Annotated in this window: 7 protein-coding genes; all 7 read left to right on the forward strand. The window is 39.3% G+C overall.

The window, feature by feature from the left end; translation table 11 throughout:
- Window positions 1–173 precede the first annotated feature (173 nt).
- The 7 genes from ACFSQJ_RS18790 (at window position 174) to ACFSQJ_RS18820 (ending at window position 15,083) form a co-directional block, all read left to right on the forward strand.
- Window positions 174–1,292: an endonuclease/exonuclease/phosphatase family protein gene (locus ACFSQJ_RS18790; protein WP_377768456.1), complete on the forward strand. Its 1,119-nt coding sequence runs from the start codon at window positions 174–176 to the stop codon at window positions 1,290–1,292.
- 11 nt (window positions 1,293–1,303) lie between these two features.
- Complete coding sequence (locus ACFSQJ_RS18795) at window positions 1,304–2,548, forward strand: hypothetical protein (RefSeq protein ID WP_377768457.1); 1,245 nt, start codon at window positions 1,304–1,306, stop codon at window positions 2,546–2,548.
- A complete protein-coding gene (locus tag ACFSQJ_RS18800; RefSeq protein WP_377768458.1) occupies window positions 2,538–2,918 on the forward strand; it encodes a hypothetical protein in 381 nt (126 codons plus the stop codon). Before ACFSQJ_RS18795 ends, ACFSQJ_RS18800 begins: the two co-directional genes overlap by 11 nt.
- 4 nt (window positions 2,919–2,922) lie before the next feature.
- The gene (locus tag ACFSQJ_RS18805) at window positions 2,923–3,648 is read left to right on the forward strand and encodes a hypothetical protein (protein WP_377768459.1); all 726 of its coding nucleotides are present in this window, start codon (window positions 2,923–2,925) and stop codon (window positions 3,646–3,648) included.
- 3 nt (window positions 3,649–3,651) lie between these two features.
- Window positions 3,652–3,897, forward strand: coding sequence for a hypothetical protein (locus tag ACFSQJ_RS18810; protein WP_377768460.1), 246 nt, complete (start codon window positions 3,652–3,654; stop codon window positions 3,895–3,897).
- A gap of 28 nt (window positions 3,898–3,925) precedes the next feature.
- Window positions 3,926–4,156: a hypothetical protein gene (locus ACFSQJ_RS18815; RefSeq protein ID WP_377768461.1), complete on the forward strand. Its 231-nt coding sequence runs from the start codon at window positions 3,926–3,928 to the stop codon at window positions 4,154–4,156.
- An 880-nt stretch (window positions 4,157–5,036) separates the two neighbouring features.
- A complete protein-coding gene (locus ACFSQJ_RS18820) occupies window positions 5,037–15,083 on the forward strand; it encodes a PKD domain-containing protein (RefSeq protein ID WP_377768462.1) in 10,047 nt (3,348 codons plus the stop codon).
- Window positions 15,084–15,085: the final 2 nt, after the last annotated feature.

The following is a 15,085-nucleotide window of genomic DNA, read 5'->3' on the forward strand; positions in this document are numbered from 1 at the left end:
GAATCAATGAGGAAAAAAATTAAAAATAAACGTTAACTTCAGCACCAAAATGAGTCGATCTCGTGCACTTGATTTGCACTGCTCAGTTTAATCCGCCGCAGGTGGTATACATTGACCGCCCTATCCAGCAAAGAACAAGGTTTAACTTCTAATTGCAAATACACTCAATAATAATGATTTCAATAACTACCTTCAACGCAAACAATTTCTTCCTTAGATACAAGTTTTCAAAAAATCTGCCTAATTCTAAATCAAAAGACTCCTTGATTGAAGCGGGAGAAGTGATTGGCTATCTTCCAGGAATAGCATTTGGGAAATATACCAAAAACTTCATTGTATGGGACTCAAAAAGAAGGAATTTAGCATCGGAAGCTTTAAAAGCTCCCGATGATAAGTTTCCTGATATAATCTGTTTTCAAGAAGTAGAAAACATTGAAGCAATCAGGATATTAAATCAGAGATATTTCAACAATGAATATCAATATTCAATGTTGATTGATTCATATGATCCAAGAAATATTGATGTTGGAATCCTATCAAAATTTCCCATTAACTCGATGAAGAGCCACATTGATGATTTCAATGATGCGGGAGACCGAATCTTTAGCAGAGATTGTCTAGAAGTAGAATTGCAAATCAAAAACGAACCTCTCTATTTGTTTCTAAATCACTTCAAATCAAAATTGGTGAAAAGGGATAAGGATGATACAGACGAAAAGTATAAAAATAAGTTACTTAAAAGCCATACTAGAAGACTTAATCAGGCTGCCGAAGTGGCAAAGATTATCAAAGAAAAATTTAAAGGGTCCTATAATACCGCTTTATTCGCTGTAATTGGTGATTTCAATGATACACCTTTCAGTCCGTGGTTGAAACCTTTAATGGATTCTCCACATTTAATCGATGTCATTTCAAGGCATCTACCTTACGAAAGTCGCTGGACATACTATTGGAAATCTAGGAGTAGAGTTTCTCAAATAGATTATTTCTTGGTTTCAAAAGAATTAAACAAAAGAATTGAAAAAGCTATTGAAGTTGATGATTCCTTTACTCCTTACATAGAAAGAAGGGGTATTGGTTTTCGAAAAATGAACGCAGCAGGTGATAATACACTGCCTGCGGAAGTCAATTATATGGCATACGAAACAGATGAAGTAACGGCAGAAAATGATGATGCTCCTGCAACCCAAAAGCAGACTTTTAGATTTCCACGGTTTGAGGAAGTACTTGCGAATCCCAAGAATAACATCTCAGATCATTGTCCAGTAAAAATCTGGTTTAAACAAAACTGATTCCAACCCAAATGAAAAAATCGATTCTCACATTATTGGTTCTATTCTCATTTCAAATTGCAACTAGTCAGGAAAAAGAGGAACAAAAACAAAAGGAACAAAAAGTCATTAGAGAAGAAAATGGATCTGTTGTTTTAAAGTCTTATCAAAATGTAACCGTTGACACCAAAAAGGAGGAGAAAAAAAAGGAAGAAAAAACAAGTTCAGAAACCCCATTTGGAATACCGTTGGAAGTAAAAGTTACATTGCCTGATAGTCTAATCCTGACTGAAAAACCTTTTTATTTAAGGACGCTTAAAAAGGAATACTCCAAAGAATACTTTAAAGAAGGTTCTCCTTTACAAATTTTTAGCAATTCAAGAAACAAGAATCCAGAACATTTCTTAGAAAAAGACGAGACCCAACTATCCTTTGAAAAGAATAAGGACAAAAGTTTTTCGGTATACGTTCCTTCACTTAGAGCCAACAAACTATATTTTCTTGAAACTAAAACTATCTCAGAAATAGTAAAAGTATTCATCTTAATTAAACAAGAAGGGGCACCTAATTATGAGTGTCCAAAGAAATGGATGGTGCTTCTTAAAAGGCTTAATGATAAAATCCTTGCAAAACCAGAAAAATTTAATGGTCAAAGCATATATTTTTTCCCAACTAAAAAGGAATTAGAGGAGTTTAGAGCAAAATTAAAATCAGAAAATCTAACTAAAGAGAATCTATTTGACCAACCAGAAGATGCCATAATTGAACTCGCGATTGAAACATTCCCTATTTTAAACTGTTCCAATCCTAAACTTGATTGTCCTGATTTCAGTAAGTCAAAAATATTACGCTTTATTGAATGGGTGCTTGACCCGAAGAAACAAGAGTTTACAAATGATGACACTTGGGTTTTTGGGGATTTTGGCCAGGAGGCATATGGTATAGGCCTGTATCTAGATTATGAGAATGTCTACGAGTTTTATGAAAAACATTTATCATCAAAGTTAGAGGTGCTAGATAATAATAGAGGAGATGAAATTACAATGATAGTAGAAAGAGAGTTTGAAAAGCAAATTAAGAGATATAATGAATTAAATGAAATACCACCAAACTACCCTTTTATAAAGCCTGGTACGAATGATGAAATTAATCCAAACCTTTTTAAAGATTTTTCAACTTATCCGGCAAAATTCGAAACCTCTTTTATCAACTCAATTACCCTTGACTTTGGTTTATCAACTTTTTTTACTAGGTCCCATAGAAGATATGGACTTTAAAGGGGCACTCTTTTTGGGGGCAAACGTGGCACTGGAGCCAGTTAACAAAAATGTTCCTATGGCACTGTCCGATTTAAGTTGTAAGCAACGGTTGGCGTTTCATACGGGAATAACCATTACTTCCTTGGAGGAATCTAACAAGAGAGAAGATTTCTTTAATAGAGTTTCGTGGATGATTGGAGGTAGTTATAAAGCTTTTACTCAGGCCACCCGATTGAATACCGGAGTAATACTTTATAACAAAATCGATGCTATTAGCGGGGACAAATCTTTGGGTTTTGCACCCTACTTTGGTCTTTCCATAGATTTGGAAATTGGCAAATGGATACAAAAATCAATCCCTTCAATCGGTGGTAACTTCAAAAATTAACAAAATGAGGAAAATCACTTTTCTAATGATACTAAGTTTAGTCTACGGGTGTGAAAATCCTGAAGATTTTAACCCTTCTAACTTAATTGACGTTATGGATATACAAGTTAGAAATGACAACACACCAGCTGATGGCATTTCTAGAATAACCGTTGTTGCTTCTTTTGATGAAGAGTTTTCTACTGAGGATGACCAAAAAATAGATTTTGTAGTCTTTAAGGATAGTTTGGAAAGCAGTAGTCAAAATTTGGTTTTCACATCGGTAAATGGTATTGAACAACGAATTTCAGAACTATTCGTTGTACATAATAAGCAGGAAAGACTTCAAGTAAAGGCAACAGCATCAGTAAACGGAGCTCAGTTCTCCAAAACTGTCGATGTGAACTTTGAAAATGCATATCCTGAAGCCATAAATGTCTTCACAGACTCCTTAACAATCAATCCAAACTCCTTTAATCAGATTAAAATAACTACGGAGCTTTCTAGGTCAGTTGGCATGGTAAATTCGGGCATAAAAGCAGAGACTCATGTTGTGGACACATTGGGAAATACCTTGGGTTTATTTAATAATTATCAAAACACATTATTTACCAGAGATTCTGGCAGAATAGAAAATAGGTTCTCATTGGGTAATGAGAGTTATTTGGGCAAATTACTTATTGTGGCCAAAACAGAAACTCCAGCAGGCGAATTAAGAGATACTACTATAATATTTTCAAAAAATAACTAAATCATGGAGTCAAAAGAATTTAGAAAAAAAATAAAGGAAATACCAACTGCAGAATTGTACTCAGAAATTGAAGTTTTATTGGCAAATAATGGATTGGAAAATGTAAGGATTAATGGGTTCTCTGTTCAGTCTGAATTTAATTTAACAGACAAGATTGAATGCGAAAATGATGAAGGCCGCTATGTATGTAGAGTGGAAAATGGAAAATTAGTATGTAAGTGCCTGGGAAGGAAAAGTGGAAGTAACTAATTAATGGATAACAAGAAAAATATCAACTATGACATCGAAAGAATTTAGAGAAAAGGTAAAAGCAGCTTCTACTGATGAATTATACTTTAAAGTAGAAGAATTGTTATCGAAGTATGGGTTGGAAAATGTTAAACTTCGAGGTTTGTCCATTTCACCAAATTTTGAAATTGCAGATCAACAACAATGTATTCAGAATGGAGGAAGATGGATATGCAGAACTTACCCTAACGGTATCATCAGATGCAAATGCGTTGTTTAGATTTAAAATTTAAGTCACCTATTCGGTGAGTATTTTTTTTGAAAAGTTCGGAAAACCCTTGCTTATTGGGCTTTTAAAAGATGGGTTCTAGTCCCTCCGGCTCCACTTCACTCAAAAATACGTGGCATATCGGCTATATAAAATTCCAAGCTTGCTTGAGTATTTTATTAAAAGTCAAGATGCCCATCGTCAATGCGATGGGTATTTTTATTTGCAAGAATGCGAGTTTCAGAGAACAACGAAGTTATTCTCCCCGACTCCACTTTTAATGCACCATTCTAAGTCATTAAACCTGTAAATTATTAATTAACAGATTTCTTAATTTTATTGATATCCTATGGAAACTGTCTACATTTATTCTGTATTTAAATCTTAAGAAAATAAATTACTTGGATTTAAAATCCAAAAAGTAACTCCACATAGCCATACGATGTATTAAATCAATCGTAAAACTTCAAGTGATTCTGAAATAAACCATTTAAGTAAATTAATAATTAGTTAGTCTTTTCAATTTCCAGACATCATTAAAAACAATCAGATAGCAAAAGTGATAAAAGGCGTAAATAATCCTAAGAGGAAATCTTTAAAAATTATCCTGTTTAATAGCATTTATTTTCTCTATCTCCCTAATCATCTAAAAATTTAGAGACGAAACCTGCATTTCAATTTTCACAGAAATATGTACAAATGACTATTTGACAATTTTGAGATTTTATTACTTAATTGCTTAGAAATAATATCCACATAAAGCTTACCCTTTCATCGATTATACTGTATTTGACAACACTTTATCGACAAAATACAACATAATATTTTAATATATAGTCAATCTATATATGTTTGAATATTCTTACATCATATATAGTTTAAATATTATAAAATGTGTTTTATTTTATCTAAAAAAAGTAGAATTTTCTTTATTGCAATTTTCTTTATCTTACTAAATCAGACATGGGCCCAGAACTGTTCAGTAAATGCCGGTGTAGCTGAAACCATTTGTGAAAATACATCGTTTAATTTATCTGGGGCAGCTACAGGTCTAATACAATCAAGCCCAATTTGGTCGCAAGTAGGCGGCCCATCAGCCATTATTGATGACCCTTCGGATTTGAACACTACTATTACCGGATTAATTGGCGGTAATGACTATACCTTTCGTTTGTCAGTAACATGTACAGACGGTAGCGACCAATTTCAAGATATTGTGATTTCAGTTGAACCTATCACAATAGCAGATGCAGGTGTTGATATGGCGTCGTGTCCTAATAATACAGGAAATGTCTCTATATCTGGAAATACACCTCTTAATCCTGGTGAAACAGGGCTTTGGAGCATTGATGGAGAAAATAATGCCGGAGTGGTAATCAACTTTCCGAATTCGGCAACTTCTACAATTACATTACCAGAAGACAGTGCAGGAGTCACTACCTTAAGATGGACCATAACCGGACCTGATTATGCCGTAGGGCAGGACTGCGAATCATTTGACACTATAACCATCACCAATTATGGTGGAGAACAGCCGGTGACTGCTGGTGCGGACCAAACCTTGGATAACTGCTATACAGTCTTTCAATCTACTAATTTAAACGGAAGCTTTGGTGGAAATGGGATTGGAGGTCAACAAGGCACTTGGTCTTTTGTAAGTGGCCCTAGCACACCAAATATTGCGGATGTAAACAACAACCAATCGAATGTTACCAATCTTATCGAAGGTACTTATGTTTTTAGGTGGACTGTCGAAGGACCTTGCGCATCTGGTCAAGATACAGTTACCATTACAGTTGGTGAAGCCACTCAAGATATAACTAATGCCAGTACTGAAAATAATGTCATTAGATTTTGTGACCCAACAATAACAAGTGCCACTCTTAATGGCTCTCAGCCTCAATATTCGGGCGAAACCGTAGAATGGACGCAGACCTCCGGGCCTACAGCAAGTATTTTAAACCCTACCAATAGTACTACACAGGTTTCCGGGTTGGATGGAAGCAGTACCTATCAGTTTACCTATACTATTACCAATGCAACTACAGGATGTGAAGATTCTGCAAGCACGACTATACGATATTCGACAAACCCAATTACGATAACTGCAAATAGCGGAAATGACATCATTGCCGCATGTGGTCAAACTGAGGTTGACATTCCATTTACTACGACTGGCAATGGTGGCAATACCTATGCTATTGTTAATGGTCCTTCAGGCTCTTCATTAATTGATTCCAATAATTTTCAAAATACTGGAAGTTCACCACTCTCAATTGATTTTGATGTAGAAGGCACATATACCGTCTTACTAAGAAGAGCGGTTGGTGGATCGGTACAAACAGGTTGTAATGTTGCGACCGATGCCATCAATGTTACCATTTCTCTTACTCCAACAAACGCAAATGCAGGCACACCTCAAATATTAGCCTGTAATGTAACCAACACCTCACTAACAGGAAATACAGTCTCAATCGGTCAGTCTTTATGGTCACAAATAAGTGGACCAAATATTGCTACCTTAAATAACCCTTATGAGCAAACCACAGGGGTTTCAAACTTAATCCCAGGTATTTATGAATTTCAATATAGTATTTCAGGAGGAAACGTTTGCTCACCATCAGCTGAGTCATTGGTAACCGTTGAGGTTTCTTCAGATGCACCTATCGTAGTTGATGCGGGTCCTGACCAAAGCATGGTGTGTTTTGAGGCTCCTATCTTTATGATAGGTGATGTGCCAACAGCAAATCTGCAGGGAACATGGTCAGTAGATAGTGCTCCTTTAGGTACTACTATAATCTTTGAAGATGAGAACGACCCTAACACTATGGTTTCTGGCTTAGACATTGCCAATGAGACCTATGTATTACGCTGGACCATAGAAAATCCCAACGATATTACATGTCCTGCACCAGGTAGTGATACCGTCACTATAACGACCGGCGGAACTCAGGGTCCTTCACTATCGGATGCCGGACCAGATCAGTGCTTACCTGTTGGAACAACTTCTGTGACCCTCTCAGCTAACTCACCTCAAGCAGGTGAAACTGGTCTATGGACAGCTTTTCCATCTACTGGAATTTCATTCAATGATGCCACACAATTTAATACATCAGCAAATATTTCAATAGAACAGAGCTATATACTTACCTGGACAATTTCTAAGACGGGTTGCCAATCAACTTTTGATGAGGTAGAGATTACAATTGGCACCATTGCTTCTGCCGATGCTGGGCCCGATCAATCGGCATGTTCAGACACATTTACCATGGCGGCAACGAGTTCAACTGGTACCGGTCGTTGGACACAGGTAAGCGGGCCCGGCGGTTTTACCATTGATAATGATACCAGTACATCCGCGCAATTTACCTTTACTTTTTCAGGCCAATATATTTTTGAATGGACTGTAAATAATGGTTCATGCTCAACAGATTCAGATCAAGTTATTCTTAATGTAGGTATTCCTCCCACTATAGCAACTGTAGGGACAGATCAAACAATTTGTAATGCAACCAACGCCATTTTATCTGGTAACGGCTTTGATTCAAACATTGAAACCGGTTTTTGGACACTTCTCTCCGGTGCTCCAAACACGCCAATCATAGCAGATGTAAATAATCCTAATACCAATGTTACCAATCTGGTTGCAGGATCCTATATCTTTAGATGGACAATAGTTGGAGATTCAAACTGTCCCAGTTCTTTTGCTGATTTAAATATCGATGTTTTTGTTCCTGCTGATGCAGGTCCGGACCTTAACTTTTGCGAGACCACAAACTTTTTATTGGAAGCGACTTTTGGTTCAACAGGAACTTGGACCCAAACACCAAACGGAGCTCCGGCGGCTACTATTACACAAAACCCGGTAAACAGTAATGTTGCAGAAGTATCAATTACTCCCGGCAACACGTATATCTTCAGATTTACCACCGATTATGGAGCCTCATGTGGATCAACTTTTGATGAGGTGACCGTTATTTCTAGTACTTCCCCATCAGTAGACCCCAATGCGGGCCCCGACCAAATTTTGTGTCAAGGAGATTTAGTGGTACCAAATCAGACAACTTTGGCTGGCAATACCCCTCCTGGGGATGTTACCAATGCCGAATGGCGCTTTGCCGAACAACCTTCTGGAAGCGTGGCAACAATAGATTTGCCCAATAACCCTTCCTCAACGTTATCAAATCTTTCTGTACCAGGCATTTATATCTTGGAGTGGAATTTCGAATCAGGAAGCTGTTCCAATACCGCAGATGTTGTTCGAATAGAAGTTTTTGAGGCTCCTTCAACGGCTGATGCAGGTGCTGATCAATCGAATGCATGCCAATTGGATGTTCAAATGAACGCGGTAGATCCTTTGGTCGGTATAGGCACTTGGTCCTTTTCAGTTGATCCATCCGGAGGGAGTGCTGTTATTGACAGTCCTAACTCACCGACTACAACACTTTCAAACATTACTACTTTAGGGACTTATGAACTGACTTGGACCGTAACGAACGGAACATCATTTTTTTCACCATCAGTTTGCTCGCCATCAACCGACACGGTTAGCATTACTTTTACAGATGACCCACCATCAACAGCTAATGCAGGGCCTGACCAAGAGTTTTGTGATGCAACACAAACCAACTTAAACGCCGTGGCATTGACTATTGGTACGGGTACTTGGTCGCAGACCGCAGGACCAGGTGTAACGGATCCAGGTACAGTTGCCAATATTACCTCGCCCAATAATCCGAATTCCTTAGTATTGAATTTAGAGCCTGGGGTTTACGAATTTACATGGACAGCTTTAAATGGTGGTTGTACGTTAACCGATGAAATGGAAGTAGAGATAATTAGCCAACCTGTTGCGGCTGAAGCCGGCCCAGATCAAAGTTTACAACAATTTTCAACCTTGACTTTAGGGGCAACACCTCCGACTTTTGGAAATGGAATTTGGTCACAGCTTTCAGGTCCTACAACCGTGTCATTCATTGATGATACTGATCCAACAACAGATGTTATTGGCACCAATGTAGGAACCTATGAGTTTCAATGGACTGTTTCTAACGGTATTTGTTCAGATGTAAGTGATACCGTCACGGTTATTATTGATGGTTTAGCAGATTTAGAATTAACCAAAACAGTCAGTCCAAATACTGTTAATCCAGGCGATACCGTGACATTTACTATTTCAATTTTCAATAATGATATTTCAGCAGGTTCCGATGCCGCAGGCGTATCTATTAGAGATGTTATTCCTAATGGATACACATTAGTTTTAGGAACTGTTAGCAATGATGGAGTATACAACTCAGGAAACTTCACTATAGATTGGTCAAATCTTTCAATTATCAATGGCAGTACATTAGATCTCACTTTTGATGCTATAGTAAATGCGACTGGAGATTATGACAACACGGCAGAAATTACGGGAAGTAATGAGTTTGATCCTGACTCAGCACCAAACAATGATATTTCGACTGAAGACGATCAAGACAATGTTTCTGTTACCATTCAATCGGCCGACCTGAGCATGAACAAAACTGTTAGCCCCTCTACGGCAAGTGTTGGCGAGACTGTGACCTTCTCATTGGAGGTAGTCAATGCAGGTACCGACAATGCGACGGGGGTGAGTATTCAAGATATTGTGCCTTCGGGGTACAACATCACCACAATCAACGATGGTGGGGTACAATCGGGTAATACCATCACCTGGTCGGGGCTTTCCGTTACAAACGGGGGGTCCACAACGGTGACCTTCACTGCTACCCTGAACCCACCAACAGGAGTCACAAACGAATACCTGAACACCGCACAGGTGATAGCCAGTGACCAAAACGACCCTGATAGCGACCCGAACAATGACAATGGAGACCAAAGCGAAGATGACGAGGACAGCGCCCAAGTGACTTTAGAACAAGTGGACCTTCAACTGGGCATCAATAATTCAACGTCCAGTGGAAATGTGAACGACACCGTAGATTACACCGTATCGGTATTCAACAACGATGCCATAGAAACTGGTGATGCGACCAATGTCGAAGTGGTAGTCACACTACCTTCCGGTATGGACATCGTACCCGGAAGCATAACCAACGGCGGAGTTTATAATCCAGGAAGCGGAACGATAACCTGGAGCGGTCTCGATGTTGCCAATGGTGTAACACTGGACTTGGAATACCAGGTCACCATCAACGATAATGGAAACTACGGTACAATAGGAGAGATTACCGCCTCTGACCTGCCTGATACCGACAGTACCCCAAACAACGATGACGGTGACCAGAGCGAGGATGATGAGGACAGTGCTGCCTTTGCCCTACAATCGGCTGACCTGAGTTTAGTTAAAGATGTTTCAGCCTCTTCTAATGATACACCCAATGTTGATGATACTATTGTCTTTGAACTAACAATAACCAATTCCGGGCCAGATACCGCAACAAATGTTAGATTGGAAGACGAGGTACCTTCAGGATATACATTAGAAACCGTAAACAATGGAGGAACTGCCATTGCAGGTACTTTTTTAAGTTGGGATATTGCATCACTTCCCGTGGGAAGCACCACGGTAACTTATGAGGTTACCGTAAACGAGCCCAACGGCTTTTCAGACGAATACTTGAACATTGCGGAAATCACTGCAAGCAACCAAGATGATCCCGACAGCGAGCCTTTCAATGATGATGGAGATCAAAGTGAGGACGATGAAGACTTTTTTATAGTAACACCCCAAGTTATTGATTTGGAGTTAAATATAAATGTTAGTAATACAAACCCAAATGTTGGCGATGTGGTCACGTTTACCATTGATATAAGCAACTTGGGTGATGTCTCAGCAAACGGAGTAGCCATTGAAAATCTTTTACCTTCAGGGTTTGGAAACATAACCGGAATAAATAACGGAGGTTCATTAGGAGCAGTTACCATCAACTGGTCCGGACTTAACGTACCAGTGGGAAACAATACCTTGACCTTGACCTTCAATGCCGAAGTATTGGAGCCTACGGGCAATGCGGATGAATATGAACATGTTGCACAGATAACTGGTGCCGATCAATTTGATACGGATAGCACCCCTAATAACGATAATGGTGACCAAAGTGAGGACGATGAGGACAATGTAGGTGTAACGCCCCAACAGGCTGATCTTAGTTTAGTAAAAACGGTAAGTGATTTAACACCAGATGTTGGTGATACCGTCATTTTCACACTGACTATGACCAATCAAGGCCCCAATGTGGCCTCGGGTGTAGCATTGGAAGACACACTTCCTACAGGATATACCCTTACAACCGTAAATGATGGGGGTAGCCAAGCTATCAATACCGCTTCATGGAACAGCCTAACCGTATTGGCCAATGGCGGAACTACTTCGGTAACCTACGAGGCAATCATCAATACCCCATCAGGAACAGCAGGTGAATATGTGAATTCTGCACAGATAACCGCAAGTGATCAATTTGACCCAGATAGCAATCCTAATACAGATACCACTGTTGATGAAGACGGTAACGGCAATGGTGACGATGACGATGAAGATACACTTACTGTTTCTCCCAATATCGGAGACCTAGAGTTAACTAAGATAGTTGTCGATGGCGACACCACACCTTTAGTCGGTAGCGAAATCAGTTTTGAAATTACCGTTCTTAATGTAGGAGACGTTGATGCCAATAATGTAGTAGTTCAAGATTTACTTCCCTCAGGGTATAACTTTGAGCTCTACAGTGCAACTTCAGGAATCTATAATGAAAATACTGGGATATGGCAGGTAGGTAATGTTTCGGCTGGTGGAAATGAGACCATAGTCATTGATGTTTTAGTAAATCCTAATGGCAATTATACCAATGTGGCTGAAGTCATTTCGGCCAGTATTTTTGACGTGGATTCTACACCGAATAATGATGTCTTGACAGAAGATGATCAAGATAATGTCGTTGTTACACCAATAGAAGTAGCCGACTTGTCGCTGACCAAGACCGTGAGCACAACTACACCCGATATAGCTGACAATGTGATCTTTACCATAACTGTCACAAATGATGGGCCAAGTAATGCAACTGGTATACAGGTTTTGGATGTTTTACCTTCTGGTTTTTCCTATAATTCAGATGATAGTGGGGGCGCATATGTATCTGGAACGGGTATCTGGAGCATTGCAAATTTAGCGAATGGCGCAAGTGCAGCTCTCAATATTACTGCTTCGGTAAACACTACTGGAAACTATACCAATGTGGCCGAAGTCATTGCCCATGATCAATTAGATGAAGATTCAACACCCAACAACACCATCGGTTCAGAAGATGATCAAGATGAGGTAGTAGTCACGCCAAGGCAGATGGTAGATATTTCAGTGACAAAGAGTGCCAATACCAATACACCAAATATAGGAAGTAACATCATTTTTACTATCACGGTCACCAATGATGGACCAAGTGATGCAACAGATGTAGTGGTAACAGATTTGCTTGAATCAGGTTATGAATATGTCAGTGCAATACCATCGGTTGGAACTTACGAACCGCTTAATGGTTCTTGGACTGTTGGAAACTTAGCCAATGCAGTAACAGAAACACTGACTATCGAAGCGACTGTTTTGACTAATGGCATTTACACTAACACCGCAGAGCTGACTGATTTAAATGAAGATGATATTGATTCTTTACCAGCAAACAATGATGATACTGAAGATGACCAACAGACCATCGAACCAATCCCTGTTTTGGTGTCCGACCTAGAATTGTCTAAGACAGTGGATAACCCCGCCCCTATGGTAGGTGAAACTATCGAATTCACGATTAACCTTACCAATAATGGACCTAGTGATACAGCCGGTGTTTCAGTATTAGATATTATTTCATCAGGTTATACCTATGTTTCCAATACCGTAACGGCAGGAAATTACAACCAAGTCTCAGGTATTTGGAGTTTAAACGGTACTCTTCCCAACGGAACTACTGAGACCTTGGAAATTACGGCAATTGTAAATCCAACTGGTAATTATGCTAATACGGCTGAAATTTGGACATCAGATAATTTAGATATCGACTCGACACCGGGGAATACAGTAACCACTGAAGATGATTATGATGAGGCTATTACCGCACCTATACCAATTGCAGATGTCTCCCTGACTAAGACAGTCGATAACGAGTTTCCAGACGTATCTGACCAAATTACGTTCACTTTAACCTTGAATAACACAGGGCCTAGTGAAGCCACAAGCATTCAGATACGTGATGTATTACCTACCGGATATAGCTATGTGAGTGATGATGGTGGTGGTACTTATAACCCTACAACAGGTATTTGGGGCGTTTCAAGTTTAGCAGCTGACACCACTACAGAACTAAACATTACGGTCGGCATCAATACCACTGGTAGTTATCTCAATATAGCTGAATTGATTGCGGTTAATGAACAAGATCCAAATTCCACTCCAAATAACAATAATCCTAGCGAAGATGATCAAGATGAACAAGTCACGCTACCGAGGGTGATTACCGATATTTCATTGGTAAAAACAGCAAATAATCTTGCCCCTTCCGTAGGTACTGATATTACCTTTACAATAACAGTAACAAATGATGGCCCTAGCGATGCCACCGGTCTGGTCATTGAAGATATTTTAGCAAGTGGCTATAATTTTGTTAGTTCAGCAGCTTCTGCTGGTTCTTACGATAATGTCATTGGTTCTTGGGATATCCCCACACTTCCCAATGGGGCAACTGAAACCTTGGAAATTATCGCAACAGTTCTATCAAACGGCGATTATTCCAATACGGCAGAACTAATCGCATTGAATACTTTTGATCCCGATTCTACCCCGGATAACAATTTGAATTCCGAGGATGATCAAGATACCGTTAATCCGGTTCCCACAGGCTTGGCCGATTTATCAATTGCAAAAACAGTAGATAACGCCAATCCGAAAGTAGGTGATATTATTGAATTTACCATTAATTTGACCAACAACGGTGATAGTAACGCAACTGGTGTGGTTGTGAACGACTTATTACCAATTGGGTTTACTTATCAAGCACATACTGCCACTGCTGGAACGTATGATGAAGACACTGGAGTATGGAATACGAACGGGGTAATTCCCAACGGTACTACGGAAACCCTACTCATTTTGGCTAGGGTTAATGCTCCCACAGGTGCGGACGGTGAGTACACCAATCAAGTTGAAATCACGGCCAGCGACCAAGCAGATCCTGACAGTGATGTTACGGTTGACAGGACTTTGGATGACTTCTCGGATGGTCTCGCCGATGATGACGAAGCCTTGGTCGTTGTTACGCCGCAATCTGTTGATATTGAAGTTCAAAAAACAGTTAGCAATCCAAGACCTAATATCGGAAGCGAAATCACCTTTACGATTATAGTTACCAATAATGGTGCCCATGAGGCAACAAATATCGGTATTGAAGAAAGGCTACCCAATGGCTATCGTCTAATCTCGGCCAACACCACACTGGGTGCCTACGATACCTCAGAAGGTTTCTGGGAAATTGACACATTAAATGAAACCGAATCAGCGACACTAACTCTTCTAGTTGAAGTACTTGATATTGAAGACTATCAAAATACTGCCGTCCTAGCATTTGTCGATCAATTTGATATCGATAATTCCAATGATTTGGCAACTGCTTCAATTGAACCTACCTGTCTAATGTTCTACAATGAATTTTCTCCCAATGGAGACGGGGTAAACGAAACCTTTGTCATTGACTGTATTTCAAAATACCCTAACAATACACTTAAAATTTATAATCGATGGGGAAATATTGTTTATGAAAAGCAAGGATACAATAACGAATTTAATGGCACTTCTAATGGTAGGGCTGTAATTCAAAAACAAGAATTTCTCCCCGTCGGAACATACTACTACATTTTGAATTTGGGTGATGGGTCAGACCCTATCACAGATTGGTTATACATCAACCGATAATA

Source organism: Croceitalea marina (assembly GCF_042684265.1).
In the GTDB taxonomy this organism is placed as follows: Bacteria; Bacteroidota; Bacteroidia; order Flavobacteriales; family Flavobacteriaceae; genus Croceitalea; species Croceitalea marina.

Coding starts and splice junctions, on each gene's coding strand:
- ACFSQJ_RS18790 (WP_377768456.1), top strand. CDS start 174: ATGATTTCAATAACTACCTTCAACGCAAACAATTTCTTCCTTAGATAC.
- ACFSQJ_RS18795 (WP_377768457.1), top strand. CDS start 1,304: ATGAAAAAATCGATTCTCACATTATTGGTTCTATTCTCATTTCAAATT.
- ACFSQJ_RS18800 (WP_377768458.1), top strand. CDS start 2,538: ATGGACTTTAAAGGGGCACTCTTTTTGGGGGCAAACGTGGCACTGGAG.
- ACFSQJ_RS18805 (WP_377768459.1), top strand. CDS start 2,923: ATGAGGAAAATCACTTTTCTAATGATACTAAGTTTAGTCTACGGGTGT.
- ACFSQJ_RS18810 (WP_377768460.1), top strand. CDS start 3,652: ATGGAGTCAAAAGAATTTAGAAAAAAAATAAAGGAAATACCAACTGCA.
- ACFSQJ_RS18815 (WP_377768461.1), top strand. CDS start 3,926: ATGACATCGAAAGAATTTAGAGAAAAGGTAAAAGCAGCTTCTACTGAT.
- ACFSQJ_RS18820 (WP_377768462.1), top strand. CDS start 5,037: ATGTGTTTTATTTTATCTAAAAAAAGTAGAATTTTCTTTATTGCAATT.